Source organism: Nocardia carnea, assembly GCF_029869215.1.
Classification (GTDB): Bacteria; Actinomycetota; Actinomycetes; order Mycobacteriales; family Mycobacteriaceae; genus Nocardia; species Nocardia carnea_B.
Map to the genome: position 1 here is coordinate 13,408 of NZ_JARWPM010000419.1, position 25,384 is coordinate 38,791.

Consider the following 25,384-nt stretch of genomic DNA (forward strand, 5'->3'; position numbering starts at 1 on the left):
GTCGACCTCCTGGGCGAAACGCTACCCGAGCCCGGGGCCGTGAAACAGACCGTTCGTTGCCGGGTTTCCGGGTGCTGCTCGGGTACAACTGGGTCACCGCTACCGAAGGACTGAGGAGCCGCCATGTCGACACCGCCGCTGCCCCCGGAGGCCACCGAGATGCTCGCCCGGGCCAACCCGTGCACCGTCACCACGCTGCGGTCGGACGGTGCGCCGGTCTCCACCGCCACCTGGTACCTGTGGGAGGACGGGCGGGTCCTGCTGAACATGGACGACGGCCGGGTGCGGCTGAAACATCTGCGCCGGGATCCCCGGGTCACCCTCACGGTGCTCGACGAGGACAATTGGTACAACCACATCAGTCTGCTCGGGCGGGTGGCCGAACTCCGCGCCGACACGGACCTTTCGGTGATCGACCGGATGTCGCGGCTGTACACGGGTAATGCGTACCCCGACCGGGTCCGCACCCGGACGACGGCGGTGGTCGAGATCGACCGCTGGCACGGCTGGGGTGCGTTCAAGGACAGCGACCAGGCATCCGCGGTGGCCGAGCGGGAGAGCCGGCCGGAACGCCGCTATTCGCCGACCGATACGTAGCGCCATACCTCGCCGTCGACGCTGTCCTCCGCCGCGTCGTCGGGGTCGAGATCCAGGCGCATACCGGTGGGTTCGTACACCTCCCGCAGCCGGGTGCGCATCTCGTCGCTGAGGTAATTGTGGTGCAGGTCCAGGGTGTGCAGATGGGTGAGCGGCTGACCGCTCAGCAGCGCTGCCGCGCCGTCGTCGGTGAGTACGCCCAGCGACAAGTCCAGTGTCTCGAGCCGCGCCACCACCGGCGCCGCGGCCACCGCCGCGCAGATCCGGTCCTGGATCTCGCTGTTGCGCAGGGCCAGGTGGCGGAGATTCGGGAATTGCTCGCCACCGAACAGGGGCGCCAGGTCGGCGGGTTCGGCGTCACCGCCGTAATCGGGCGTGCCCAGCCACAATTCGAGGTGAGTGAGCGCGGGGAGCTCGCTCGCGGCGATCCCGCGGACGGCGGCGGCCGGCAGTCCGCCCGCCTCGACGGTCAGTTTCCGCAGGTGTTCGTGGCGTACCGCGTCGAAGACGAGTTCCGTGCCCCCGCGGATGCCGAGCTCCGTCAGTTCGGGGTAGGCCTGCAGCAGCGGCGCGATACGACCCTGGGTGATCCAGGAGATCTCACATTCCTCGCCGGTGATATCCCCGAGAAAAACGGCGCGCAGGCGTGGCAGTTGCGCGCGGGCCGCGACCAGGGCGTCGATCACCACGTCGACGCTGGAATCGTAGGCTTCCGGCCAGTCGCCCACGATGACCGTGGTGACCGACGACGAATCGACGGTCGTGAGGAACCGGGTGAAGGTCTCCGCCCAGGTGTTGTCGCCGTCCCAGCCGCGTTCGGTGATCCGCCAGGCCGCGGCGTCCGCTGCGGGCAGCGCGCTCGTTCCGCTGTCCGGCTCGGGGAAGTCGAAGGCCGGCAGGCCGCCGAATTCCGCGAGATGTTCGATGATCATGATGCTCCGCGCCTCTCGTCACGCCGGCCTCCTCGGTCCGGATCGCCGAGGGATTCATACCAACTCGCCCCGACATCCGCGCGGCAAGCGGTGTACGGACATGATTCCGGTGGATACCGACCGATTGTTCGCGTGCGGTCGCGGGACACGATCCGGCTCGGTGCCCGTCGAACCGGACCGGGATATCGCTCTGGCCTCGTCTCGGCCGTACCGATGACATGTGAATCGGCTATGCATCGTTCTGGTTCGGGCGGGTATTGCCGCACCGCACGGTGGGCCGGCGCTGCGCACCGGTCGGCATCGTGCGGACCGCTCCCGTGGCCACGAACGGCGCCTGCGCCTCATCCGCGACGGGACTGGCGGCGGCGCGTGCGGATCCGGTCCGCGGCGCAGCGAGGAGGACGTGCGCTCGCGACGGCCGGCGCTCGGTGCTCCCGCCGGCTGCCCGGCCGGAAACGGCGACTGTCCGGTCAGGCCAGTTGATCGATGGCCTGCGCGAGGCTGGTGAGCCGCTGGATTCCGGGCGGCAGGATGACCGCGTCCCAGCCGGGGCCACCGGCGAACACCCGGGCACCGGCGGCGGCGCCGGCGCGTACGGCGGAGGTCGGTGCGGTCGATTCGTGGTGCGACCACAGCACCAGATCCGCTGCCGCCGGAAGGCGGGCCAGCGTATCGGTCAACGCGGCGGTGGGGACGTCGGCGCCGAGCATATGCGCGCCGACCTCGCGTTCGGCCAGCGCGGCGCGCAGCACCTCCAAGGGCAGGGCGTGGGTCTCCCCGGAGGTGCAGGCCAGCACGATCGGGTGCGGGCGCAGCCGGTCCGGTGGGTACGCGCGGTGCAACGCCGAGGTGATGCACCAGGACAGCAGATGTTCGACATCGATACAGCCCTCACCGCTGTCCTGCCGGGCGACGATCTCGGCGAACGCGGGCCGGCACAACAGTTCCCAGGTGTCCGCGACGCCGAAGCTGTGCAGATGGGCGCTCAGCTGGGTGGTCACCGCCCGGTAGTCGAGGCGGAAAGCGGCGGTGAGCAGGGTGGTCCGGTCGCCCGGGGCGGCGGCAGGCGCGCGGACCGCGGCGGCCGCACCGGCCGGAGTGGCGCCCGCGGCGATGAGTTCGAGCATCCGCCGCAACTGGTCGATATCGTCCTCGCTGTAGAGGCGATGGGTCCCCGGCCGGTGCCCGGTGGGCCCGATCTCGTAGCGCCGGTTCCAGCTTCGCAGTGTCGCCGTCGGGATGCCGAGACGATCCGCGACCGCGCGGACGGTGAAACCGGCCGGGGGAGTGGGACTGGGGCGGGAGGACATCGTCTTATTGTGCCCAGTCCGGTTCGCGGCACCGGCCGGGCCGGGCCGCCGGGGTGGTGGTGGCGTGCGGGGTATGGGGAACCCGGCGCGCCGCCGCCGCCGTTCCGCGGTCTCCGCCCGGGTGCCGCCGCGCCGGTATCGCTGTCATTTTCTCCTCCCGACCACCGCGTGTGTGCATCGATTATGCATCTATACGAGTAGGCTGGAGGTACCCGCCGACCTCCGAGGAGTCACCGTGATCGCTCATCGAGTAGTTCGCCGCACACTCGCCTTCGTTTCCGCCCTCGCCGCCTTCGGTGCATTGACCGCCGGTGCCGCCGGGGCGCAGCCCACCGGTCCGGCGCCCGTACCCGGCCTCGACCTGAACCGCTACCTCGGCACCTGGAACCAGCTCGCGGCCGTTCCCCAGCCGTTCAATCTGGACTGCGCCCGCGACACCCGGGCCGAGTACACCCTCGGCCCACGGGGCGATATCGGCGTGTACAACCGGTGCACGACCTGGTCCGGCGGCCGTAACGAGATCCGCGGTACCGCGAAGGTCAACGATCCGGTCACCCGCGCGCAACTGCATGTGAGCTTCCCGGGTGTCCCGGGTCAGGACGCGGTGGACGGCCCGACCAACTACATCGTCACCGCCCTCGCCCCCGACTACTCGTGGGCGCTGGTGACCGATCCGAGCCGGCTCTCCGGTTTCGTGCTCGCCCGCGCGGCGGCCTTGGACCCGGCCACCTGGCAGCAGGTCCGCACCGCCATCGAAGCGGCCGGGCAGAGTCCGTGCATGTATCTCACCTCGCCGACCACCGGCGGAATATCCGATATCGCTCCGCTGTGCCTGCGCTGAGCTGACGCCGCAGCGCCGGCAGACCGTCCGGAATGTCGATTTCCAGTCCGACCGCGCGCCCCCCGCTGCGGCGGAAACTGCCCAGCAGGGTGGTGAGTACGAAGATCCGGAACTTGGTGCCGTACTTGGCGGTCAGTGCCCGCTCGGCCCGGCGGATCTCGCCGGGCGGCAGCACGCGGGCGGTGCCGGATCGCCAGGGGCCGGTCGGCGTGCCGTCGAAGGTGCAGCGGGCCACCTCGACCCGCGGATTCGCCTGGATACGCCGGACCTTCCACGACCGTCCCGGGGTGTAGCCGTACCAGCGGTCCCCGGCGGGGGCCAGCCAGATCGGGGTACCCACCGGGGTGCCGTCGGCGCGGTGGGTACGCAGGGCGAAGAACTGGTCACCGTCGGGGTCGTCCGTGAACGCCATATCCCCAGTGTGGCAATCGAGAACAACGACATCCGCGGGATACACCGCCACGCGACCGGAGCAACCGGCTCAGGGGGCCGGATCCCGGCATAATCCGGGTATGGCAGAGGACTGGAACCAGCAGATCATCAGGGAATTCCGGGCGAACGAGGGCCGGGTCGGCGGGCCCTTCGAGGGCGCCCCGATGCTGCTCCTACACCATCGGGGCCGGAAATCGGGGCGCGAATTCGTGGCGCCGACGATGTATCTGGCGGATGAGCGGGATCCCGGCGATCTGATCTACGTGTTCGCCAGTAAGGCCGGCGCGCCCACGAATCCCGAGTGGTACCACAACCTCACCACCGCCGGACAGGCCACCGTGGAACGCGGTACCGAGACCTATCCGGTCACCGTCACCGAGGTCACGGGTGCCGACCGGGACCGCATCTACGCCGAGCAGGCCCGGCGCTATCCGGGTTTCGCCGAATACGAGGAGAAGGCCCGCGGGATCCGCACCATCCCGGTACTGGCCCTCCGTCGCGTGTAGTGCCTATGCCGGACGCGGCTGGTGCAGCGCTTTCGCGGTCGGGGAATTCGGGATCCGCGCGGGATCGGGATAGGTGCCCAGGAGCCGGTCGGCGGTGCCGGCGGTGGTGACCGCGAACCAGTAGTGCTCGTTCATGAAATGGTGCAGCCGATGGTTGCGCCGCACGGTGCGCAGCACCGCCCCGCGCGGCTGGTAGTCGGTATGCACCAGGAAGTGGGTCCATTCGTACAGCAGGCCGAGCGCGCCGACGGTGGTCAGGAAGGTCAGCCCGAGTTCCGGCCGGCCGAACGCGACGAACCCGATCACCAGGAGCGCGGGCAGTAGCCAGAGGAATGTCTGCCAGGGGATGAACACCAGCTCGGGGAGCCGCGGATCGGCATGGTGGGCCCGGTGTTTGCGGGCCAGCAGCGAGTCGAGACGCCACCGGCCGATCGTGCGGGGCCGCCAGTGCAGAACGCCGACGTGGATGATCCACTCGACGAACGGGAACGCGGCCACCGCCACGACCGGGATCAGGGCATCGGTGAGCTGCCAGTCGCCCGCAATGATCCGCGCGGTCGCGGAACACACCAGCAGGCTCAGGATTATCCACGGCGACGGGGCCCGGACGAAATCCCGCAGCACCGCGGTGAGGGTGAGCCCGCGCCGGGCGGTATGCGCTTCGTCGGCGGCCAACCGGCGCCGGGCCAGGCTGTCGCGCGCGGAATTACGGGCGCGCCGGGCGCGTAGCGATTCGGTGAGGTTCATGACGGGTTCCGTTCCAAACGGTGCAGCAGCGTATCGAATTCGGCGGTGGCCGCCGAAAGCAGTTCTCCGGCGCGTACGGCGGCGGTCTCGCCGTCCCCCGCGGTGACGGCCTCGGCGAGCGCGCGATAACGCTCGGGCCGGCCCACCTCGGCGTCCATCACTCCGGCGAGCGCGGCCATCGTTGGTTCGTAGATACCGCGCAATTGGTTGAACAGCAGCCGGAAGACGATCGAATCGGCCGCGTCCACGAGATGGTCCCAGAACAGGAGCGCCGCACGTTGCCGCGCCGGGGAATCCGGCGCCGCGACGAGTTCCCGCACCGCCTCGGCGAGGGCCCGGCCGAGTTCGGTGCCGCCGCGCCGGGCCGCCAGCACTGCGACCTCCCGGCCCAGCGAAGCCCGGGTCTCCAGGATGCTGCGGACCACCGCGTGGTCGAGCGCGCCGCCGCGGAAGATCAGTTTCGGCAGCAGTTCCAGGCCGCCGTGGCGGCGTGGATCCCGCACGGTGGTGCTACCGCCCTGCCGGATATCGACGAGGCCGGCGCGGGCCAGCCGCTGAACGGCCTCCCGCACGGTCGGACGGGAGACGCCGAGTGCCTCGGCGAGTTGCCGTTCGGCGGGTAGTGCGGAGCCGGGCGTCAGTTCCCCGGTGAGAACATCGTCGACCAATTGATCGAAGATCTCGTCGGGCACCGAGCGCCGGGCGATCCGTTGCAGAGCCATACGGCGACACTAGGCGCCGATTGGTAAGAGGTCAAGTGGTAAGACCAGTTCAGCGATCCGCGTCGGTGTAGCGGATGACGCCGCGGATATTGCGACCGGCGAGCATGTCCTGATAACCCTCGTTGATCTCCTCCAGCCGGTACCGGCGGGTGACCATATCGTCCAGATTCAGCTTGCCCACCTGGTACATCGACAGCAGGTGCGGGATGTCGTAGTGCGGGTTCCCGCCGCCGAAGATGGTGCCCTGCAGGTTCTTCTGCAGCAGTGACAGCATGGCCAGGTTCAGTGTGGTCTGGTTCTCGGTGAGGCTGCCCATGGCGGTGAGTACGCAGGTGCCGGCCTTGGCGGTGATCCCCATCCAGCTGTCGACATCCTCGCCGTGTACTTCGCCCACGGTGACGATCACCTTCTTGGCCATACCGCCCCAGGTGACCTCCGCGCAGCCGGCGGTGGCTTCCTCGATGGTCGCGTAGGCGTGGGTCGCGCCGAACTTCAGCGCCTGTTCGCGTTTCCACGGCACCGGGTCGACAGCGAAGATGTACCGCGCGCCGGCGTGGACGGCGCCCTGCAAGGCCGACATGCCGACCCCGCCGAGGCCGATGATCGCGACATCCTCACCGGGCCGGATATCGGCCGTGCGGACCGCCGAGCCGTACCCGGTGGTGACCCCGCATCCCACCAGGCAGGCCACCTCGAACGGAATGGACGGATCGATCTTCACCACCGAGCTCTCGTGCACCACCATGTACGGCGAGAAGGTGCCCAGCAGTGCCATCGGGTAGACATCCTGGCCGCGGGCCTGGATCCGGAACGACCCGTCGGTCACCGAGGTGCCCGCGAGCAGTAGCGCGCCCAGATCGCAGAGGTTGCGCAACCCGGCCTGACAGGACGGGCATTTCCCGCACGACGGGATGAACGACAGCACCACATGATCGCCGACGGCGAGGTCTTCGACCGCCTCGCCGACTTCGATGATCTTGCCCGCGCCTTCGTGACCACCGAGTACGGGGAAGCCCATCATCGGGATGCCGCCGGTGACCAGATGGTGGTCGGAATGGCACATACCCGCCGCTTCCAGCGCGACCTTCACCTCGTGTTTGCGCGGATCGCCGATTTCGATCTCCTCGATCTGCCACGGCTGGTTGAATTCCCAGATGAGAGCGCCTTTGGTCTTCATCGTGTACTCGCTTTCGTCAGCGCGCTCCGGGCCCGCCACGATGCCGGGCAGTGGCCTCGATCTCGCATGAACATCTGTATGGACATCAGTCCGGACAACGATACGGCAGTGTAGTCGCCGCCGGTTCGCATTTCATCGCCCGCGGTGTACTTCCGCACCCGCCGTGCCGAAATGATGAGAGGATGAACTACCATCCGTTTCAACGCTTCACTCTGTGTGCAAAGGAGATCGGATCATGGGTGCTCCGGAAACCGCCGTGCCGTCCGCCCCGGTAGGCGCACCGATCGGACCCGGTTCGCTGACCTGGAAATACGCGGGCGACCTCCGCAATATGCTGTTCCTCGGCCGTACCGGCATCCTGCAGAACATGCACCCGGCGGTCGGCGCCGCGCTGCAGGATCATTCGAACTTCTTCGACGACCCCTGGGACCGGTTGATCCGCTCCCTCCCGCAGATCCAGGGCATGATCTACGACGCCGACAACGAGGCACAGGCCGGCCGCGTCCGCGACTACCACCGCCCGCTGAAGGGCACCGATTCCCGGGGCGAGCGATACCACGCGCTCAACCCGGACGTGTACTGGTGGACCCACGCCACCTTCGTCGAACTCACCCTCGCGCTCAACGAGCATTTCGGTACCCCGCTCACCACGGCGGAGAAAGACCAGTTGATCGCCGAAGGGGTCACCTGGTGGCGGATGTACGGACTGTCCGACAGGGTGCTCGTGTCGAATTACGCGGAGTTCGAAGAATATTGGAATCGCACGATCGACGAGGTGCTGGAAGCCAACGCGACCACCGATTTCGCATTACGCCTCGGCGGGCACCGCATCCCGGCCATGCCCGGAATCCCGGAACCGGTCTGGTCGGTGATCTGGCGGCCGGTCATGGCGTTCAATGTCTGGCTGGCCAACGCGCTCATGCCCGAACGGGCACGCGAGATCCTCGGCCTGCGCTGGAGCCCGCTCGATCGGAAACTCTTCGGCCTTTTCGCGACGACCGTACGCACCGTCTGGCCGTTACTGCCGGAGCGACTGCGCTACGCGCCGCGTGCGTACGCGGGTATCAAGCGGGTTCGCGCGGTCTGAGCGCTGCCGCGTTCCCGGGATCATCCGCCGTGCGAGGTGACTCGATAACCCTCCGGCGTGGCGGTGACCTCGGTGATCTGCCCGGCCGGCCGACCGCAGCGCCGGTCGCAGCCGGACCAGTGCTGGCGTCCGGAGGTCGAGACCGTGTCCGCGGGTACTGCGTTCGCTTCCGTGGTACCGGCCGCGGTCGTGCGGCCGGATTCGACCGCCGCCGACGCGTCGGCGCGGATATCGGTCAGGGATTTCGCGCAGCCCGGCTGCCCGGCGCAGGCGGTGATCCGCAACCACGGTGAGGTGGCGTCGAAGATCAAGCCCATCGGCGCCAGCACCCGGACCACCTGCTCGGCAGCTCCTTCGCCGAGATCGGTGATCACCAGGCTGCGCCAGGGGGTGAGCAGAACCGGGCGTTCGATCGCGGCCAGGAACTCGGCGGTCCGCGCGGGCAGTGACCCCAGGCGGATGCCGGCGCCCAGCGCCACCAGTCCGTCGTCCTGGTCGAGCCAGCCGATCGGTGGTTCGGCCGCCTCGGCGAATTCCCTGCGTTCGGGGCCGGGGGTGTGGCCGAGCAGTGCGATCAGGCGTCCGGCGCCGTCGCCGAGTTCGTGCAAGCGCCACTGGCCGGTCCCGAGTTCCAGGAAACCGTGTGCGGCGGCGAGCAGCGTATCCACGGTATCCGCGGTGGCTACCCGGACTCCTGTGTCCTGTCCGGCGAGGATCAGTGCGAACAGGTCGTTCCCGACGGCGTGGACCCCGATATCCGGGCGCAGACCACTCACATCGCCCCGGCCGTCGTCGATCGTGAACAGCACGCGACCCGGCAGATCGGCCAGGCGCGGCGAGCCGAGCAGGCGGGTGTCGAGCGCGGATACCAGCGGGCGGATATCGGGGTGCGGACCGATCCGGCCGGACAGGGGAGAGGCGATGATGTTGCGGACCCGTTCATGGGTCCGGCTCGGCAGCAGTCCCGCCGCGCCCAGCAGGCCGGCGAGCGCCTCCGCATCGCGGAGCCGCCGCAATTGCACATTGCCGCGGGAGGTCAGTTCGATATTCCCGTCGCCCAGCCGGTGCGCCGCCTCGGCCAGTGCCTGCATCTGCTCCGGCGTCAGCTGCCCGCCGGGTACCCGGACCCGGGCCAGCGGTCCGTCGGCGGCCTGGTGCAGCCGGAGGACACCAGGACAGGAATCGGCAGTGGTGCGTGGCATGACCCGACCAGGATACGAGCTGTGTCGCGCCGCTCGCGACGGGCACGGGTGCCCCGCGGCGTGGGGCGGCCGGGCAGGCATGCGAAGACCGTTGCGCTGTGCTGTGATTGTGGGCGGGAGGGCGAATATGCGAATGAATCCGTCGAATACCCGTCAGCCGATGCTTCCGGTTGTATTCCGGGCTGTTGCCGGTGCGGTGGGGGTTGCCGCCGGACTGCTCTGGCTCTGCTGTTTGTGGATCGCGCTTCCCTTCTATCTCAGCAGCGACCCCGCGACCGACCCTCACGGCTATGGGCTGATGTTCGGCACCGTGTTCTCCCTGCCCACCGGGCTGGCCGCCGCCCTGGCCGTACCCTTCGCCGTTCCTGCACGTCATCGGCGGCGGGTCACCCGGATCCTGATTCCCGTCCTGGTGCTCGTCACCGCGGCCCTGTGGGTCGCGTTCGTCGCGGCGTCGTAGCCACCACCGCCGCGCGGGCCGGACAGGGTGTCGCGGTAGCATCCGAACGCTCGACGGGTGACGAGGAAACCGGTGGAACTCCGGTGCGGTCGCGCCACTGACACAGCCAGACCCTCTCCGGCGAGCACACCGAACCCCGACGGGCGCGTCACCCCAGGAAGGTCACCCTGTGATTCTGCTGCTGTCCACCTCCGATACCGACCTGCTCAGCGCGCGCGCCAGCGGCGCCGACTACCGCTGGGGCAATCCGGCCCGCCTGTTGGTGGAGGACCTGCCCGGCCTGCTCGACGGGGCGGAACTGGTGATCGTCCGGATCCTCGGCGGCAAACGGGCCTGGGAGGACGGGCTGGCCGCGCTGCGCGGCAGCGGGGTGCCGGTGGTGGCCGTGGGCGGGGAGATGGCGCCCGACGCCGAGCTGATGGAATGTTCGACGGTACCGGTCGGGGTGGCCTCGGACGCGCACAACTACCTGGCGGCCGGCGGCCCGCAGAATCTGCGGCAGCTGCACAACTTCCTGTCCGATACGGTCCTGCTGACCGGTCACGGGTTCGAACCGCCGGTGCAACTGCCCAGCTGGGGGCGGCTCGAGCGGATCGCCCGGGAGCCGGAGCCGGGCGCGCCGACCGTCGGTGTCGTCTACTACCGCGCACAGCATCTGGCGGGAAACACCGGGTACATCGACGCACTGTGCACGGCGATCGAGGACGCCGGCGCGGTGCCGCTGCCGGTCTACTGCGCCTCATTGCGCACGGCGGAACCGGAACTGCTCGCGACACTGCGGCAAGCCGACGCCCTGGTGGTCACCGTGCTGGCGGCGGGCGGTAGCAAACCGGCCACCGCGTCGGCCGGTGGTGACGACGAGGCCTGGGATATCGGGGCGCTCGCCGAACTGGATGTACCGATTCTGCAGGGCCTGTGCCTGACCGGCGGGCGTGCCCAGTGGGAAGCCAACGACGACGGGCTGTCCCCGCTGGATGTCGCGACCCAGGTCGCGGTGCCCGAATTCGACGGGCGGATCATCACGGTGCCGTTCTCCTTCAAGGAGTTCGACGCCGACGGCCTCTCCTCCTATGTGCCCGATCCGGAGCGCGCCGCGCGGGTCGCGGGGATCGCGGTCCGGCATGCCCGCCTGCGCTATATCCCCGCCGAACACAAACGTCTGGCGCTCATGCTGTCGGCCTATCCGACCAAACACGCCCGCATCGGTAACGCCGTCGGGCTGGACACGCCCGCCAGCGCGATCGCCCTGCTCGGCGAACTCCGCGCCGCCGGATACGATCTCGGCGCCCCCGACGAGGTCCCCGGCCTGGACGAGGGGGACGGCGACGCGCTCATGCACGCCCTCATCGCGGCCGGCGGCCAGGACCCCGACTGGCTCACCGCCGAACAGCTGGAAGGCAACCCGATCCGGATCGGTGCCGACGTCTACACCGCCTGGTTCGGGACCCTGCCCGCGGGACTGCGGGAGGCGGTGGTCGAGGCGTGGGGCCCGCCGCCGGGCGAACTGTACGTGGACACCTCCGCCGATCCACGCGGCGAAATCGTCATTGCCGCCCTGCGTTTCGGCAATGTCGTGCTGATGGTGCAGCCGCCGCGCGGATTCGGCGAGAACCCGGTCGCGATCTACCACGACCCCGATCTCCCGCCGAGCCATCACTACCTCGCCGCCTACCGCTGGCTGGCCACGGAGACCGAAGCGGGCGGCTTCGGTGCCGACGCCGTGGTGCACCTCGGCAAGCACGGCAATCTCGAGTGGCTGCCCGGTAAAACCCTGGGCATGTCGGCGGCCTGCGGCACCGACGCGGCGCTCGGCGATCTCCCGCTGATCTACCCGTTCCTGGTGAACGACCCGGGTGAGGGCACCCAGGCCAAACGTCGTGCGCACGCCACTCTGGTGGATCACCTGATCCCGCCGATGGCGCGGGCGGAGAGCTACGGCGATATTTCCCGGCTCGAACAACTCCTCGACGAGCACGCCAATATCTCCGCGCTCGACCCGGCGAAACTGCCCGCCATCCGGCAGCAGATCTGGACCCTCATGCGCGCCGCGAAAATGGATCACGACCTCGGGCTGGCCGAGCGCCCGGACGAAGACTCCTTCGACGATATGCTGCTGCACGTCGACGGCTGGCTGTGCGAGATCAAGGATGTGCAGATCCGCGACGGCCTGCATATTCTCGGCCGCGCGCCGGCCGGTGAGAGCGAGGTGGACCTGGTCCTCGCGATGCTGCGGGCCCGGCAGCTGTGGGGCGGCGAGATGTCGGTACCCGGGTTGCGGGAAGCCCTGGGGCTCAGCGAAGCCGGCGGGGAATCGCGCGAACGGGTCGATGCCGTGGAGGCGCGGGCGCGGGAACTGCTGGTGGCGCTACAGGCCGAGCAGTGGTCACCGGCAGCTGTGGACGGATTGGTCGAGCGGTTCGCCGCGGATCTGTTCGGTGACACCGGCGGCGATCGTGACGCCGTGGCCTCGGTGCTGCGGTTCGCGGCAGCCGAAGTGGTGCCCCGGTTGCGCGGAACCGCCGTCGAAATCGAGCGCGTCCTGCACGCGCTGAACGGTGGTTTCATCCCGGCCGGCCCCAGCGGTTCGCCGCTACGGGGGCTCATCAACGTGCTGCCGACCGGCCGTAACTTCTACTCGGTCGACCCGAAGGCCGTACCGTCGCGGCTGGCCTGGGAAACCGGGCGGGCGATGGCCGATTCACTGCTGGAGCGGTATCTGGCCGACCACGGCGAATATCCGCGCTCGGTGGGTCTTTCCGTGTGGGGGACGTCCGCGATGCGCACCTCCGGCGACGATATCGCCGAGGTGCTGGCCCTGCTCGGCGTGCGCCCGGTCTGGGACGAGGCCAGCCGCCGCGTCACCACACTCGAGGTGATCGACCTCGCGGAACTGGGCCGTCCGCGCATCGACGTCACCGTCCGGATCAGCGGTTTCTTCCGTGACGCCTTCCCGCACGTGCTGGCCCTGCTCGACGACGCCGTCCGCCTCGTCGCCGGCCTCGACGAACCTGCCGAATCGAATTACGTTCGCGCCCATGCGGTTTCGGACCTGGATGCGCACGGCGACGCACGCCGTGCGACCATCCGGATCTTCGGGTCGAAACCCGGCACCTACGGCGCGGGCCTGCTGCAACTCATCGATTCCAAGAGCTGGCGCACCGACGACGATCTCGCGCAGGTCTACACCACCTGGGGCGGCTACGCCTACGGCCGCGATCTCGACGGCGCCCCCGCGGCCGACGATATGCGCACCGCCTACCGCCGGATCACGGTGGCCGCGAAGAACACCGATACCCGCGAACACGATATCGCCGATTCCGACGACTATTTCCAGTACCACGGCGGGATGGTAGCCACGGTCCGGGCACTCACCGGGAAGAATCCCGAGGCCTATATCGGTGACAGCACGCGGCCGGATTCGGTGCGCACGCGCACTCTGTCGGAGGAAACCACCCGAGTCTTCCGGGCCCGGGTGGTGAACCCGCGCTGGCTCGAGGCCATGCGCCGGCACGGCTACAAGGGCGCCTTCGAAATGGCGGCCACCGTGGACTACCTGTTCGGCTACGACGCCACCACCGATGTGGTCGCCGACTGGATGTACGAGAAGCTCGCGGAAAGCTACGTTTTCGACGAGACGAACCGCAAATTCATGGAGCAGTCCAACCCGTGGGCGCTGCACGGTATCGCCGAACGTCTCCTGGAGGCCGCCGAACGCAAGCTGTGGGCCGAACCGGAATCGGCCACCCTCGACCGGCTCCGGCAGATCTATCTGGAAACCGAAGGCGAACTCGAATAGCGCCCGCTACCGGGGGCCGGCTCGGCGTCCGAGCGGGCCCTGCGGGTCAGAGGGTCCAGGCGCCCTGGACGTGGTTGTCGTTGGTGGCGAAGACGATTTGCTCAGGTTGCTGGTCTGCGGTGAGACCGAAGGCGAGCAGTCCGGTACGCGGTTGTCCCGGTTCGAGGAAACCGCCCGGGTACTCGCCCGGCACGCCGGTCAGTGGGTACACCATGTCACCGTTCGTGGTCACCAGGCGCAGGTCGACGGTCGGCAGGAAATAGGGTCGGCCCGCGGTCTGTTCGGCACTGAGTTCGTAGACCGCGACCGATCCGCCCTCCACGCGCGGCGCGACGTCGGCGGCTGCGGGGCGGACCGTAACCTTCATATGGCCGCCCGTGCGAATGGGAAAGGTTGTACCCAGCGGGCCGGAGGCGACCGGTTCGGCGAGGACCGCGGCCGGTGGGCCCGGCTCCGCGGGGGTGGGCTCGGAAACGGCCGCACCGGCGAAGACCAGGGGCAGGACAACCGCTACGGCGGCCACGACGGTCTTTTTCATCCTCATCCTTCTCCGAAGTCTCGTATCACTCAACACCGGCAGTTGCGTCGTCGCAACAGGCGGGGCCGCGCTGTGCGGGCCGAGCCGTACTCGGCCTCCCGCGAGCCTAGGGGCGCCACGCCGCTGTGCCCAACCTGCGAGATCTTTGGTACCGAACCTGTGATATTCGATCTTGCCGAGACCGTACCGTGACCCCGTGGTCAGCCGTGCGCGGGGCCCGCGCTTTCCCGCGCCTCGGCGGTGGCGAATACTTCGCGGGCCGCATCGATGCGATCGGCGAGCACACGGGGGTCGGGCGAGATTCCTGTGATCAGCGGATCGATCTCACGCAGACCGGCCCGCTCGAGCAGGCGTTTCTCATTGGTAACCCATTCGCCGCGAGCCGCCAGGATCGCGTGCGCGGTCTGCATCGCCGCGGTGGCGAGCGCGCCGGCGGTTTCGGCGACCCGCCCGTGCGGGGCGTGCGCGGACCGGGCATAGCGCAGGGTGAGGTCGGCCTGGCGGCGCCAGATCGCCGGCGCCACCGTGCGCATCGCGTCCGGGAATCGGGGTTTCGGCAGGTCACCGCGCAGCACCCGGGAGACGGCGAGTTCACCCACCACCAAATAGGTGGGGATCCCCGCGAGGTGGAAGGCCAGCGGCTCCCAGCGGAACCGTCCCTGTTCCGCTTCGGACCATTCGTGTTCGACCACTGTCAGGTCGCGATAGTGCACATCGACGGCCCGGCCCTCGATCGTCAGCCAGGCGCCGCCGTTGAACACTCCGCCCCACGCACCGAGTTCGGAAACCTCCCCGTCCCAGCCGACCGCGCGCAACGATGCCGGGTCGAAGTGATCACGGTAGTAGAGCGCGAAGTCCCAGTCGCTGTCCGGGCGGTGCGTGCCCTGGGCCCGGGACCCACCGAGCGAGACGGCGACCACCTCGGGCAGGCCGGCGAGGCGGTCGGCGATATGGTCCACGAAATCGTCGTCGGTGCGCACGGAGTCCTTCCGGAGGGGTGTGGGCCGGACCGGCATGAGACGGTGCCCGCGAACCCGCGCATGCGTGCTCGGGACCATCCGCGGCCTGGTCAGGCCTGGTCGGTGACGTTCGGTTCGCCCGATACCGTATCGGCGCCGGGCCGGGCGCGCAGCCGGGTTTCCAGCCCGTCCAGCACACACATCAGCCCGAAGTCGAACCCGAGCGCCTGGCCGACCGTGGAATCCTCGGGCATCACGGTGTGGTAGTCGGCGCGCATCTCCGGATACTCCGTGGCCAGCTCGTCCAGCATCCCGGCCACCTCCTGCTGCCGCACCGGGCCGCCGTGGGCCTTCTCCATGGCGATCACCGGAACGACCTGGCCGAGGACGTAACTGTTCACCGTGCCCCCGGCGAGGTAGACGTCCAAGCCCTGGAAACCGGCGTCGGTGAACGTCCGGCGCAGCCGCTCACCGAGCCGGAACGCGCGCGGCCCCCAGCTCGGTAACTGGCCGATCAGGGCGGCTGCCCACGGATGCTTCAGCAGCACCGCCCGCAGGTTGTAGGCGTAGGTGGTGAGAGTTTCCCGGAGGCTGCCGGATCCGTCCAGCCCACCGCCGTCGTCGACCAGACCCCAGAACTCGTCGAGCGCGAGTTCGAGCAATTCGTCCTTGTTCGCCACATGCCAGTACAGGCTGGTGGCGCCGGCACCGAGGCGGGCGCCGAGTTTCCGCATGCTCAGCGCCGCCAGGCCTTCGGAATCGAGCAGGTCGATGGCGGCGCGCACGATCTGGTCCCGGGTCAGGCCGGAGGTCCGGGGCTGCCGGGGTGCACGTGTCCATACCGAATCGAACGTCTTCGCCACAGCGTCGATCCTAATGCCACTCGCACGCCGTTCCATTTCGTCGTACAGTGTGCGAGTGGAATCGAACACTGTACGAGACCCGCGACGCTGGCTGATTCTCGCGGCGCTGTGCCTGTCCCTGCTGGTGCTGATGATCGACAGCACCGTGCTCAATATCGCGATCCCCTCGCTGATCCGGGAACTGGACGCCACCCCGGCCGATATCCAGTGGATCCTCGACTCCTACGTCCTGGTCTTCGCCGGACTGCTGCTCACCGCCGGTAGCCTGTCGGACCGGTTCGGGCGCCGGCGGATGCTGATCCTCGGCCTGGTGGTGCTGGGGGTGGGCTCACTGGCCGCCGTGGTGGCGGCCGAACCGTGGCAGGTGATCGCCGCCCGCGCCGTCATGGGTGTCGGGGGCGCATTACTGATGCCGTCGACCCTGTCGATCCTGATGACCACCTTCGACGAAACCGAACGCCGGATGGCGCTCGCCGCCTGGTCCACGGTCTCTATCCTGGGGATCGTGGCCGGTCCCGTCCTCGGTGGGCTGCTGCTCGAGCAATTCTGGTGGGGGTCGGTGTTCCTACTGAACATTCCGGTGGCCGTCCTGGCGATCGCCGCCGCGCTCGTCCTCATGCCCGAGACCACCGGAGAGCAGCGCCCGGTAGACCTGGTCGGTGTGCTGCTGTCGATCCTCGCGCTGGGGTCCGCGGTCTACCTGATCATCGAGCGGGAGTGGAACATCCCTGTGCTGGTACTCGCCGTCGTCGCGGCGGGGGCCTTCGTGCTGTGGGAGCGGCGTCAGGAGCATCCGATGCTGCCGCTGGGTGTGTTCGCGAACCGCGATTTCACCGGCACCTGCGCGACGGTGCTGCTGATGGTGTTCGGGATGGGCGCGGTCATGCTCATGCTCACCCAGTATCTGCAGTTCGTCCTCGGCTACGGCCCGATGAAGGCCGGCCTGGCACTGTTGCCGTATGCACTGGCCGGGGCGGTGTTCAACGGTCTCGGTGCCACCCTGGGCAAGAATCTGGCGAACAAAACCCTCATCGTCTCCGGGTTGACGGTGATGGCCGTGGCGTTCGCCGTGCTCGCCGTGGGCGACGGATACCTGTGGGTACTGGTGAGCATGCTGATCATGGGTGTCGGCGGCGGTCTGGCCGGTCCGGCGGCCTATACGGCCATCATGAACGCGATTCCGCTGCGGCACGCGGGCGTGGGGTCGGCGCTCAACGACACCCTGCAGCAGGTGGGGCTGGCGCTGAGTATCGCGATCCTCGGCAGCGTGCTGGCCGGTGTTTTCACCGCGCGGATGCCCGAGAGCGCACCGGCACCGGCCCGTGAATCCCTCGGCGCGGCCTTCGAACTCGGCTATGCCGATATCGCGAAGACGGCTTTCACCGACGCGGTCGCGGTGGGCGCGTGGGTGAGCGCCGGCTTCAGCCTGGCGGCCGCGCTGGTCGGCGCGGTCCTGCTCCGGGCGCATCCGTCCTCGGCCCGCCCGGCCCCCGAACCCGTCGCGGTGCCGGACTGACCGCGGCCCCGGAATTCCGTACGGGTCGTCGAGCGGCCGGGCTTCCGGCCCGGGCCGCTCCGGTCACCCGCGGCTTTCCGGGCTGACGTTCCGTTCGATCATCGCCGCCAGCCGGGCGATATCGTGGCGGTCGTGGTCGCCGGTGACCAGGGGTACCTGCCGGGCACCGCGGTAGGCGGCCCGGCCGGGTGCGGGATCATCGATCAGGCCGACGATCGGGCGGATCGCGGTGTCGGGACGTGCGCCCAGGAGGCGGCCCAGGACCGCTGCGGAGAGCTTCATCGCCGGGCCGACCGCGCCGGCAAAGCTGGTTCGGACGAGCCCGCTGGGACCCCAGGTCACATAGGAGAGACGGGGATCTGCCTCCGTGGCGAGGATGCCCAGGAGTTCGTTGGCGCGCCGCTGCTGCGCGTTCGCGCGCGTAAAGGTGAAGCCTTCGCGCATTCCCGGATCGTCGAAATCGATGGCGTCGGGGCGCGTGCCGGGAACCGAGGTATTCACCACGATGGGTCGTCCGGCCGCGCCGAGCCGGTCGGCCAGGCCCGTGACGAACAGGTACTTCGAGACGAAGAACAGCACCCAGGACGCCTCGTGGCCCTCGGTTGTCATGTGACGTCGCTGCCGGATGAACGACGCCGCGAGCACCAGGGCATCGATCCGTTCGTGCTCGGCACGCAGCTGTTCGACCACCCGGCGGCTCTCGGCGACCGAGGACAGATCGGCCGCGACGAACGTCGCCCGGCCGGGTGCTGCCGCGGTGGCGCACAGGGCTTCGAACTTCGCCCGGTCGCGCCCGATGGCAACGACATGCTCACCCGCTCCCAGGTAGTGCCGGGCGAGTGCCGCGCCCATGCCGTCGGTGCCACCGGTGATCACGATCGTTCTCATCCACCCACTCCTGTTCCGGAACACTCGTTCCGGAACAGCGTACCTCGAGCGGAACCGATGTTCCGGTTCGCTATTGTGGGGTAGTGGCAGCGGATCGGAAACAGCGGCGCGACGCCGCCGCCAACCGGGAACGGATACTGGCGGCCGCACGAGAAGCGCTGCGGGACAACGGCTTATCCGTGGACATGCGGGCAATAGCCGGCGCGGCGGGCGTCGGCATCGGTACCCTCTACCGGCATTTTCCGACCCGGGACAGCCTGCTGACGGCTGTCACCGGCACCGATCTCGCCGCACTTGCGGGAGCGGTCCTCCCCGAGGGAATGTCCGCGCTCGCCGGCCTGCGCGCGTTCTTCACGGCGGCCACCGATCAGCTCGTCGGTAATCAGGCGATGATCGACCTGCTGGCCGCCGGGCCGCCGTCGAACACCGACCTCGAACGGTGCCTGGCGCATCTCACCGAAATCGGGCACGAGGCCGTACGCCGCGCACGCACCGATCACACCCTCGGCCCCGATATCACCGCCGGCGATATCGCCTATCAACTTCTCGGACTTCTCCGTATCGTCCAGCTGATACCCAGCACCGATACCGAGGCCCGTGCGCACCACATCGACCTCGTCCTCCGTGGACTGGCCGCAACCTGAGTTCCGCGCCATCGCCTGACAGGTGCGGCCATCGCGTCGGTTCACCCCATTTCGTTCCGCAGTGCCGGCCATCCCCCGTGGCCGTGGCCGGTCCGGCGTTCACCGATGGCCGCAGGCAGTCCAGAGGTCACCTGTGGCCGCGGTCGGTCCGGATTTCACTGCTGGCCGCGGCCGGCCGGGCTTTCTCCGATGGCCGCGGTACTCAACTCGTGAGCGGTGCCGTATTCGGCTGGAGCACAGGGCCGACGGCGTCGAGAGTGCCGGGTTTGCGGCCCTTGCCCCAGCCGATCCGGGCACGGTAGCTGCCGAGCAGGCCGCGGCGGATCAGTTCCTGCTCATCCGCGGCGAACGAGTCCGCGGGTTCGGGAACCGTACCGGGGGCCACGAACAGAGCATCGGCCGGGCAGTTCGCTTCGCATTGGAAGCAGGTCTGGCAATCGCTGTGCCGGCTGATCACCGGGATACCGTCCGGACCGCGATCGAAGACATTCGTCGGGCACACCGCGATGCATTTGTCGCAGGCTATGCAGCGCTGCGCCGAAACCAGTTCGATCATGAGGCCACCCCGGCCGTCACCGCCTGTTCCGGGTGGACCCGGATACCGTCCAACCCGCTCGTGATCAGGCGATGGTGCTGCTCCGGGTCCTGGCCGGGGAAATCGAGCCGTTTCGCCATACCGCGGGTTTCGGTGCGGGCCAGCGCCGTGCGATACATCCACCGGGCATGGGCGGTCGTCGCCGCCGCCTGCCTGGTGCGCACGCGCTGTTCGTCCGTCCCGCCGAGAGATTCCCGCACGGTCGCCCAGATATCGTCGAGTGTGGCGAGGGATTCGGTGAGCACGGCGCCGTGACGCAGGTAGTTCTTGTCGTAGGGGAGGACCTCGCGCTGTACCGCGGCCACCACCTCGCGGTGATCCCCGGAAACCCGGTCGCCACCGGGCCGGGCACCGGCATCGCCGATGGCCCGCACCGGGCGGCTGTGCGAGCCGGTTCCCAGCGACCGGGCGTAGCGGGCCGCACCGGCACCGGCCCAGGTCCCCGAGGAAATCGCCCACGCCGCATTGTGACTGCCGCCGCCGGTGAAGCCGCCGCAGATCAGTTCGCGGGTGGCGGCGTCGCCGGCGGCATAGAGCCCGGGGACGCCGGTCGCGCACTCATCGGTGACGAGCCGGATTCCGCCCGTCCCGCGTACCGTCCCCTCCGCGATCAGCGTGATCGGGAATTTGTCCGTGAACGGGTCGATACCGCGTCGGTCGAAGGTCAGGAAGAAATTCGGCTGGGCCCGGCGCATGGCCGCGCGCGCGGGCTCGTCCACTTGGTCCAGCCGACAGTACACCGTTTCGCGCAGGAGTTCGGCCGCGATCGGTGAGCGATGCCGGCCGCTCGCGCCTTCCAGCACACTGCCGTCGGCGCGATAGAAGGTCGCGAACTGGTAGAACGCTGTTTTGGTCACCGAGGAACCTGCGGGCGCGATCCCGTAGGCGTTGGAGAATTCCATACCGGACAGCTCGGCACCGGCCTCGACCGCGAACAACGCGCCGTCGCCGGTGTTCACATCGCAGCCGAGTGCTTTCGACTGGAACGCGCAGCCGCCGGTCGCCAGCACCACCGCGCCCGCCCGCACACGATAGTTCTCCCGGGCCTGGCGCCGGTAGCCCAGGGCGCCCGCCACCGCACCGGCGCCGTCGATCAGTAGTTCGGTGACCGGCGCGTGATCGAGGATCCGGACCCCCGCCCGGCGCACCAGGATGCGCATCCGCCGCATGTACTCGGGCCCCTGCAGCCCATTCCGCAACTGCCGGCCGTCCGGACCCACCGGGAACGGGAAACGGGCGATCTCCGCGAGCTCGTTCACGCGGTCGAAGGTTTCGTCCAGTACCCGCTGCGCCCAGCGGCGATCGGCCAGATAACCGCCCAGGCTCTCCCTGCTCGCGATCGCCGCCTCCCGTGCGATCGGATCGGGCGGGACGTACCAGACGCCGGTCCCGGCGGAGGCGGTGGCGCCGCTGGTACCGCAGTAGCCCTTATCGGCGAGCACGACCGCGGCGCCGGACCGCGCGGCGCGCAACGCGGCCCAGGTCGCGGCCGGTCCACCGCCGACAACGAGAACATCGGTGCTCAGATCGATCGGATCGGTCATTCGAAACCCCTTGCTGCGTGCCGCGCATACGGCCTGTCTCGGCGAATGACAGGCTGGCACCGCCGCGCCGCGTGGAACAACGGTTGGAATCGGCAGTGGTTTAACCCTCGCCCGGAGCCGAGGTCCCGGAGATCCTCAACGCGCCGCGGCCGTGAAGGGGAGAACCCGCAGCAGGCCGAGTACTGGAAGAGCACCGGTGTAGCCGGGCCGGGCGGGGGTGATCCGCGAGCAGGAGATCCCGCATCCGGTGCCGCCGTGATGTACCGCTACATACCGCGTTTCGCACCCGCTCCGATCCGGTCGGCGCCCGCGAGTGCAAGGTCGCGGAAAGGTTTTCGCAACCGCACCGGATAGGTTGAGCGTATGACGCACAGCGTGATCCGCCGGATTCTGCTCGCCACGGGGTGGTGTGCGTTGTTCGCCGCATCGGCCGGTATCGCGCTCTACGTGGGTGGCTGGCAGCGCCGCGAGCTCATCCTCCTCGCGTCCGGAGCGACCTACCTGATGCTCGGCGCGCTGGCGGCGCTGCTGCTGTTCGTGCTGGCCAAAGGCTGGCGGAGCGCCGGCGCCGCCGTCATCGTGCTGACCGGTGTGCTGTGGACGCAGATCCCGCTGTACGTACCCGACGGCAATGCCGCCGCCACCGGCACCGAACTGACCGTCCTGCAGACCAACCTGCTGTTCGGCGGTGCCGATACCGGCGCGGTCGCCGCCGCCGTCCGAGACCACGACGTCGATGTCCTGACGATCGACGAACTCACCCCGGATTCGGTAGCGCGGCTGACAGCCTCCGGTGTCGACACCCTGCTCCCATACCACTACCTGGAACCGGGCCCGGGTGGCGGCGGAACCGGTATCTACAGCCGCTTCCCGCTGACGGAGACCGTCCGCCATCAGGAATTCCGGATGGCCAACCTGTCCGCCACCGTCACCCATCCCGAACTCGGGCCGGTCACCGTTTTCGCGTTCCACCCGCTGCCGCCGAATATCGACCACACGGTGTGGCTGCAGGAACTGGCGGCCGTCGCCACCCTGCTCGAGGCCACCGACGGGCCCGCGGTGGTCGGCGCCGATTTCAACGCCACCAGCGACCACGCCGCCTTCCGCAAGCTGGTGAGCGGGCGCTTCGCCGCCGCGGCCGAACAGGCGGGTGCGGGCCGGATGCTCACCTATCCGAACGACCGGTCCTGGGGTCCGGTGATCGGCATCGACCACATCCTGGTGTCCGGTGGAACCACGGACCACATAGCAACCCTCACCATCCCGGGCTCGGACCATCGCGCCGTCCTGGCCCGGCTCCGGCTGGCGGCCCGGCCCGTCGGCATTTCGTGATCGGCAACCGTTTCAGGAGACAGATACATGTTTTCCAGTACCCGCCTACGCACCGTCACCTGCACCGCGGTCATCGCCCTCGCCGCCGGCCTGGGTTCCGCCGCCTGCGGCAACGACCGCTGGTGCGAATTCGACGCCACCGATACCAAGGTGGACAATTCCTACTGCGAAAAGGGCACTCCCGGCTACGAATGGGAACCGGACAGCGACGGTTCGAGCAAGAGCAAGAAATCGAAGTCCACGACCTCGAAACGCAACAAGTAACCCGATCGCGGCGCGCCGGCCGCTGCCCGATTGCTCGGTGCGGCCCGGCGAACTCGCCCGACCACGGTTGGTAACGGGAAAGGTGGGTAGCACGTCCGGTGTCGGTGCTCCAGCGCAGCGTAGGGCGCGGAGCCGGGGCCGGAAACGAGGAGCCGTGATGGCGAACAGGATTCACGATGTGGATGTCGAGTCGAAGGTGTTACCGCTGTCGGGGATGCGATTACAGTGGCGCGGCTCCGACCGGTGCTTCCGGGTCACTCACCCGCAGCCGGGAGGTGCGATCGTGACCGAGGCCGGGCAGGACGAGCTGCTGTGGCGGCCGTGGTCGGGCGCGGCGGATATGGCGGTCGGTGTTTCCGGGCCGATCAATGCCCATGCCCCGGGCCGATGGTGGGTGGTCTGGGGTGAGTACGTGGACGATCCGGTGACGGTCACGCTGACCGACGGGGCGACACCCGAAGTCTGGATCGTGGGCGGACTGTGGGTCAGTGAATGGAGCGGGACCGAACAGACCGCGGTGGTCACCACGCCGGCCCGGCGCACCGAGGTCCGGTTCGCCCCACCGTCGTTCCTCCCGCCGCCGCTGACGACGCTGGGCGAGGAGAGCAGTTGCTGGGTGCACGTGGAAACACCGGCCACTTTCCGGCCGACGACCACATTCGCGGCCGCCCACGGGGCATAGGCGCACGCTGAAGTTCCCGATTTCCGTGCCGGCCCGACCTGCTCGCTCGCATCCGCACCGAAATCCACGACGGCCGGCCGGAGCGGTATGGCTCGTCCTGGCCGCCGCGACCGATCGGTTTCGCTGCTGTCGCGGTCGCGTGGTGGCAGAGCCGGAGGTAAGTGCTGCGAGCCGCTGAGCCCCGGTCGGTCGGGTGCGTGGCGGTCCCCGATCCCGCGCTGTCGCGCCGGTAGAGTGCCGAACGCATATCAGCACGTCAGTGGGTCTTCTCGGGAACGCAAAGCGATGTGATCGGGGTGGCGATGGACAGGCGTTCGATGTTGTCGATGATGGCCGCGGGGACCGTCATGGCACTGGCGGGATGCAGCTCGGCGCAGGGCGATCCCGTGGCGGCGGGGGCGCCGGAGGTGCCGGAGGTGGGTGGTCCGGGGCCGGCGCCGCCGGCGCTGCTGCCGCCGCCGGGTGGGGCGAAGACCGCGATTGCGCCGGCCACCATCACCGCGTTGCCGGGTGCGGGGAACAGTTTGGCGCTCACCGTGGACGACGGAGCGAGCGCCGAGGTCGTGGGCGCCTACGTACAGTTCGCCAAGGACACCGGGGCGCGGTTCACGTTCTTCGTCACCGCCTATTATCAATCCTGGATCGCCCACCAGGACGAACTGCGGCCGCTGGTGGATTCGGGACAGATCCAGCTGGCCAACCACACGTGGGATCACGCCGATCTCACCGCGCTGTCCGATCATGCTGTCGCCGACGATATTTCGCGCTGTAAGTTGTTCCTGCGCAACAGATTCGGCGTGGACGGTATGCCGTATTACCGCCCGCCGTTCGGGCGGCACAATGCCCGGGTCGACCGGATCGCCGCCGATCTCGGGTACACCGTGCCGGTGATGTGGTACGGGTCGCTGTCGGATTCGGGGCTCATCACCGAGCAGTACCTGATCGAATGCGCCCGCAAATACTTCAACCCGCAGGCGATCGTGATCGGGCACGCGAACTTTCCGCCGGTCACCCGCTGCTACGGCCAGTTGGTGGACATCATCCGGGAACGCAATCTGTCCCTGGTCACCCTCGACGACGTGCTCACCGTCGCCTGACTCCGTCTGGGTAGGGGCAGCCGCGGCGAAGGCGGAAACGTGACCGGTAGCGCGGCGAGGGTGCGGTGCAACGGCCCGGGACGCCGGCTCGGTTCCGCCGCGGGCGGCGCTCTGTAGGCGCCGGACTGCGCACGACGCCGGCGCTCACCGGTGTATCCGCCGCGGCCGGCCGGGTTCCGGTCCGCGGCATATCGTCACCACTTCCGGTATCGCCGTGTGGTCGGTGAGGCCGGCCGCCACACGCGCCGGGTGACGGACAACCGCCCGGCCGTGTCTCCGGGCGGCCGAGTGCGGGTCCGGCGGCCCGGCCGGGGATCTCCGTGCTCAGGCGGATTCGGCGAGTTTATCCGTGGTCCAGATCTGGGCGAGGTCGTCGAGCGGCAGGTCGAGTGCGCGGCTCAGGGAGACCACCGTGCCGAAACTGGGGGAGGGCAGACGGCCGGTTTCGATCTTTCGCAAGGTTTCCGGGGAGATGCCGGCCGTCCGGGCGACCTCGGCGAGGTCGCGGTCGGCGCGGGCGATCCGGATTCGGGCCCCCAGGCGGCGGCCGGCTTCGAGCTGTTCGGGGGTCAGAGGGAGGCGGACCATGTGCTCCAGCTTAGAAGTGGTATTAAAGTACCGCAAGGAACGGTATTGAAATACCGGCGACTGAT

Annotated in this window: 26 protein-coding genes; 12 read left to right on the top strand and 14 right to left on the bottom strand. The window is 69.0% G+C overall.

The window, feature by feature from the left end:
- Positions 1 to 123 precede the first annotated feature (123 nt).
- Positions 124 to 597: a PPOX class F420-dependent oxidoreductase gene (locus tag QH276_RS30835; protein WP_280398536.1), complete on the top strand. Its 474-nt coding sequence runs from the start codon at positions 124 to 126 to the stop codon at positions 595 to 597.
- On the opposite strand, the gene QH276_RS30840 is transcribed toward QH276_RS30835, so the two are convergent.
- Positions 576 to 1,529, bottom strand: a complete 954-nt coding sequence (locus tag QH276_RS30840; protein WP_280398535.1) for an STM4015 family protein — start codon at positions 1,527 to 1,529, stop codon at positions 576 to 578. The genes QH276_RS30835 and QH276_RS30840 overlap by 22 nt on opposite strands.
- 470 nt (positions 1,530 to 1,999) lie before the next feature.
- Entirely contained in the window at positions 2,000 to 2,839 is an 840-nt protein-coding gene (locus tag QH276_RS30845) for a MerR family transcriptional regulator (protein WP_280398534.1), read from the bottom strand.
- Positions 2,840 to 3,074: 235 nt separating this feature from the next.
- Between QH276_RS30845 and QH276_RS30850 the strand changes: the two genes are divergently transcribed.
- A complete protein-coding gene (locus QH276_RS30850; RefSeq protein ID WP_432278613.1) occupies positions 3,075 to 3,680 on the top strand; it encodes a lipocalin family protein in 606 nt (201 codons plus the stop codon).
- On the opposite strand, the gene QH276_RS30855 is transcribed toward QH276_RS30850, so the two are convergent.
- Positions 3,625 to 4,092, bottom strand: a complete 468-nt coding sequence (locus QH276_RS30855; protein WP_280398533.1) for a PPOX class F420-dependent oxidoreductase — start codon at positions 4,090 to 4,092, stop codon at positions 3,625 to 3,627. The genes QH276_RS30850 and QH276_RS30855 overlap by 56 nt on opposite strands.
- 100 nt (positions 4,093 to 4,192) lie before the next feature.
- Between QH276_RS30855 and QH276_RS30860 the strand changes: the two genes are divergently transcribed.
- Positions 4,193 to 4,618 (top strand): nitroreductase family deazaflavin-dependent oxidoreductase, encoded by a 426-nt coding sequence (locus QH276_RS30860; protein WP_280398532.1) that lies wholly within the window; start codon positions 4,193 to 4,195, stop codon positions 4,616 to 4,618.
- Between the two features lie 3 nt (positions 4,619 to 4,621).
- Here the strand turns inward: QH276_RS30860 and QH276_RS30865 are convergent, their stop codons facing one another.
- Genes QH276_RS30865 through QH276_RS30875 form a run of 3 tightly spaced genes read right to left on the bottom strand, consistent with a single transcriptional unit; the run spans position 4,622 to position 7,264 of the window.
- Positions 4,622 to 5,365, bottom strand: coding sequence for a sterol desaturase family protein (locus QH276_RS30865; protein ID WP_280406988.1), 744 nt, complete (start codon positions 5,363 to 5,365; stop codon positions 4,622 to 4,624).
- Positions 5,362 to 6,087, bottom strand: a complete 726-nt coding sequence (locus QH276_RS30870; RefSeq protein ID WP_280398530.1) for a FadR/GntR family transcriptional regulator — start codon at positions 6,085 to 6,087, stop codon at positions 5,362 to 5,364. The genes QH276_RS30865 and QH276_RS30870 overlap by 4 nt, the downstream gene beginning before the upstream one ends.
- A 49-nt stretch (positions 6,088 to 6,136) precedes the next feature.
- Positions 6,137 to 7,264, bottom strand: coding sequence for an NDMA-dependent alcohol dehydrogenase (locus QH276_RS30875; protein WP_280398529.1), 1,128 nt, complete (start codon positions 7,262 to 7,264; stop codon positions 6,137 to 6,139).
- 235 nt (positions 7,265 to 7,499) lie between these two features.
- On the opposite strand from QH276_RS30875, the gene QH276_RS30880 reads away from it, so the two are divergent.
- The gene (locus QH276_RS30880; RefSeq protein WP_280398528.1) at positions 7,500 to 8,351 is read left to right on the top strand and encodes an oxygenase MpaB family protein; all 852 of its coding nucleotides are present in this window, start codon (positions 7,500 to 7,502) and stop codon (positions 8,349 to 8,351) included.
- Between the two features lie 20 nt (positions 8,352 to 8,371).
- On the opposite strand, the gene cobG is transcribed toward QH276_RS30880, so the two are convergent.
- A complete protein-coding gene (cobG, locus tag QH276_RS30885) occupies positions 8,372 to 9,553 on the bottom strand; it encodes a precorrin-3B synthase (protein ID WP_280406989.1) in 1,182 nt (393 codons plus the stop codon).
- Positions 9,554 to 9,686: 133 nt separating this feature from the next.
- Here cobG and QH276_RS30890 point away from each other — a divergent pair, with 133 nt between their 5' ends.
- Together QH276_RS30890 and cobN are read left to right on the top strand one after the other, a co-directional pair.
- The gene (locus tag QH276_RS30890; RefSeq protein ID WP_280399568.1) at positions 9,687 to 10,013 is read left to right on the top strand and encodes a hypothetical protein; all 327 of its coding nucleotides are present in this window, start codon (positions 9,687 to 9,689) and stop codon (positions 10,011 to 10,013) included.
- Positions 10,014 to 10,182: 169 nt separating this feature from the next.
- A complete protein-coding gene (gene cobN, locus QH276_RS30895) occupies positions 10,183 to 13,809 on the top strand; it encodes a cobaltochelatase subunit CobN (RefSeq protein ID WP_280399569.1) in 3,627 nt (1,208 codons plus the stop codon).
- A 46-nt stretch (positions 13,810 to 13,855) separates the two neighbouring features.
- Here the strand turns inward: cobN and QH276_RS30900 are convergent, their stop codons facing one another.
- The 3 genes from QH276_RS30900 to QH276_RS30910 form a co-directional block, all read right to left on the bottom strand.
- Positions 13,856 to 14,347, bottom strand: a complete 492-nt coding sequence (locus QH276_RS30900; protein ID WP_280399570.1) for a hypothetical protein — start codon at positions 14,345 to 14,347, stop codon at positions 13,856 to 13,858.
- 200 nt (positions 14,348 to 14,547) lie between these two features.
- On the bottom strand, positions 14,548 to 15,327 hold the full coding sequence (locus QH276_RS30905; protein ID WP_280399571.1) for a nucleotidyltransferase domain-containing protein: 780 nt from the start codon (positions 15,325 to 15,327) through the stop codon (positions 14,548 to 14,550).
- Between the two features lie 89 nt (positions 15,328 to 15,416).
- The gene (locus tag QH276_RS30910; RefSeq protein WP_280399572.1) at positions 15,417 to 16,169 is read right to left on the bottom strand and encodes a TetR/AcrR family transcriptional regulator; all 753 of its coding nucleotides are present in this window, start codon (positions 16,167 to 16,169) and stop codon (positions 15,417 to 15,419) included.
- A 55-nt stretch (positions 16,170 to 16,224) separates the two neighbouring features.
- On the opposite strand from QH276_RS30910, the gene QH276_RS30915 reads away from it, so the two are divergent.
- Positions 16,225 to 17,685 carry an MFS transporter gene (locus tag QH276_RS30915; protein ID WP_280399573.1) on the top strand — a complete coding sequence of 487 codons (1,461 nt, stop codon included), beginning with the start codon at positions 16,225 to 16,227 and terminating at the stop codon, positions 17,683 to 17,685.
- Positions 17,686 to 17,748: 63 nt separating this feature from the next.
- Here QH276_RS30915 and QH276_RS30920 read toward each other — a convergent pair whose 3' ends face one another.
- Entirely contained in the window at positions 17,749 to 18,573 is an 825-nt protein-coding gene (locus QH276_RS30920; protein WP_280399574.1) for an SDR family NAD(P)-dependent oxidoreductase, read from the bottom strand.
- Positions 18,574 to 18,656: 83 nt separating this feature from the next.
- Between QH276_RS30920 and QH276_RS30925 the strand changes: the two genes are divergently transcribed.
- Complete coding sequence (locus QH276_RS30925) at positions 18,657 to 19,217, top strand: TetR/AcrR family transcriptional regulator (protein ID WP_280399575.1); 561 nt, start codon at positions 18,657 to 18,659, stop codon at positions 19,215 to 19,217.
- A gap of 202 nt (positions 19,218 to 19,419) precedes the next feature.
- Here QH276_RS30925 and QH276_RS30930 read toward each other — a convergent pair whose 3' ends face one another.
- Positions 19,420 to 19,773: a ferredoxin family protein gene (locus QH276_RS30930; RefSeq protein ID WP_280399576.1), complete on the bottom strand. Its 354-nt coding sequence runs from the start codon at positions 19,771 to 19,773 to the stop codon at positions 19,420 to 19,422.
- On the bottom strand, positions 19,770 to 21,356 hold the full coding sequence (locus tag QH276_RS30935; RefSeq protein WP_280399577.1) for an FAD-binding protein: 1,587 nt from the start codon (positions 21,354 to 21,356) through the stop codon (positions 19,770 to 19,772). Before QH276_RS30935 ends, QH276_RS30930 begins: the two co-directional genes overlap by 4 nt.
- Before the next feature lie 363 nt (positions 21,357 to 21,719).
- On the opposite strand from QH276_RS30935, the gene QH276_RS30940 reads away from it, so the two are divergent.
- From QH276_RS30940 to QH276_RS30955, 4 genes are all read left to right on the top strand, one after another.
- Entirely contained in the window at positions 21,720 to 22,688 is a 969-nt protein-coding gene (locus QH276_RS30940; protein ID WP_280399578.1) for an endonuclease/exonuclease/phosphatase family protein, read from the top strand.
- 27 nt (positions 22,689 to 22,715) lie between these two features.
- Positions 22,716 to 22,952: a hypothetical protein gene (locus QH276_RS30945; protein WP_280399579.1), complete on the top strand. Its 237-nt coding sequence runs from the start codon at positions 22,716 to 22,718 to the stop codon at positions 22,950 to 22,952.
- Positions 22,953 to 23,109: 157 nt separating this feature from the next.
- Positions 23,110 to 23,634: a hypothetical protein gene (locus QH276_RS30950; protein ID WP_280399580.1), complete on the top strand. Its 525-nt coding sequence runs from the start codon at positions 23,110 to 23,112 to the stop codon at positions 23,632 to 23,634.
- Between the two features lie 302 nt (positions 23,635 to 23,936).
- On the top strand, positions 23,937 to 24,731 hold the full coding sequence (locus tag QH276_RS30955; RefSeq protein ID WP_280399581.1) for a polysaccharide deacetylase family protein: 795 nt from the start codon (positions 23,937 to 23,939) through the stop codon (positions 24,729 to 24,731).
- A gap of 324 nt (positions 24,732 to 25,055) precedes the next feature.
- Here the strand turns inward: QH276_RS30955 and QH276_RS30960 are convergent, their stop codons facing one another.
- Complete coding sequence (locus QH276_RS30960; RefSeq protein ID WP_280399582.1) at positions 25,056 to 25,319, bottom strand: helix-turn-helix transcriptional regulator; 264 nt, start codon at positions 25,317 to 25,319, stop codon at positions 25,056 to 25,058.
- Positions 25,320 to 25,384: the final 65 nt, after the last annotated feature.

What these genes read in the sequence shown, in the direction of transcription:
- QH276_RS30835 (WP_280398536.1), top strand. Translation starts at nt 124, where the DNA reads ATGTCGACACCGCCGCTGCCCCCGGAGGCCACCGAGATGCTCGCCCGG.
- QH276_RS30840 (WP_280398535.1), bottom strand. Translation starts at nt 1,529, where the DNA reads ATGATCATCGAACATCTCGCGGAATTCGGCGGCCTGCCGGCCTTCGAC.
- QH276_RS30845 (WP_280398534.1), bottom strand. Translation starts at nt 2,839, where the DNA reads ATGTCCTCCCGCCCCAGTCCCACTCCCCCGGCCGGTTTCACCGTCCGC.
- QH276_RS30855 (WP_280398533.1), bottom strand. Translation starts at nt 4,092, where the DNA reads ATGGCGTTCACGGACGACCCCGACGGTGACCAGTTCTTCGCCCTGCGT.
- QH276_RS30860 (WP_280398532.1), top strand. Translation starts at nt 4,193, where the DNA reads ATGGCAGAGGACTGGAACCAGCAGATCATCAGGGAATTCCGGGCGAAC.
- QH276_RS30865 (WP_280406988.1), bottom strand. Translation starts at nt 5,365, where the DNA reads ATGAACCTCACCGAATCGCTACGCGCCCGGCGCGCCCGTAATTCCGCG.
- QH276_RS30870 (WP_280398530.1), bottom strand. Translation starts at nt 6,087, where the DNA reads ATGGCTCTGCAACGGATCGCCCGGCGCTCGGTGCCCGACGAGATCTTC.
- QH276_RS30875 (WP_280398529.1), bottom strand. Translation starts at nt 7,264, where the DNA reads ATGAAGACCAAAGGCGCTCTCATCTGGGAATTCAACCAGCCGTGGCAG.
- QH276_RS30880 (WP_280398528.1), top strand. Translation starts at nt 7,500, where the DNA reads ATGGGTGCTCCGGAAACCGCCGTGCCGTCCGCCCCGGTAGGCGCACCG.
- cobG (WP_280406989.1), bottom strand. Translation starts at nt 9,553, where the DNA reads ATGCCACGCACCACTGCCGATTCCTGTCCTGGTGTCCTCCGGCTGCAC.
- QH276_RS30890 (WP_280399568.1), top strand. Translation starts at nt 9,687, where the DNA reads ATGAATCCGTCGAATACCCGTCAGCCGATGCTTCCGGTTGTATTCCGG.
- QH276_RS30900 (WP_280399570.1), bottom strand. Translation starts at nt 14,347, where the DNA reads ATGAAAAAGACCGTCGTGGCCGCCGTAGCGGTTGTCCTGCCCCTGGTC.
- QH276_RS30920 (WP_280399574.1), bottom strand. Translation starts at nt 18,573, where the DNA reads ATGAGAACGATCGTGATCACCGGTGGCACCGACGGCATGGGCGCGGCA.
- QH276_RS30930 (WP_280399576.1), bottom strand. Translation starts at nt 19,773, where the DNA reads ATGATCGAACTGGTTTCGGCGCAGCGCTGCATAGCCTGCGACAAATGC.
- QH276_RS30935 (WP_280399577.1), bottom strand. Translation starts at nt 21,356, where the DNA reads ATGACCGATCCGATCGATCTGAGCACCGATGTTCTCGTTGTCGGCGGT.
- QH276_RS30940 (WP_280399578.1), top strand. Translation starts at nt 21,720, where the DNA reads ATGACGCACAGCGTGATCCGCCGGATTCTGCTCGCCACGGGGTGGTGT.
- QH276_RS30945 (WP_280399579.1), top strand. Translation starts at nt 22,716, where the DNA reads ATGTTTTCCAGTACCCGCCTACGCACCGTCACCTGCACCGCGGTCATC.
- QH276_RS30950 (WP_280399580.1), top strand. Translation starts at nt 23,110, where the DNA reads ATGGCGAACAGGATTCACGATGTGGATGTCGAGTCGAAGGTGTTACCG.
- QH276_RS30955 (WP_280399581.1), top strand. Translation starts at nt 23,937, where the DNA reads ATGGACAGGCGTTCGATGTTGTCGATGATGGCCGCGGGGACCGTCATG.
- QH276_RS30960 (WP_280399582.1), bottom strand. Translation starts at nt 25,319, where the DNA reads ATGGTCCGCCTCCCTCTGACCCCCGAACAGCTCGAAGCCGGCCGCCGC.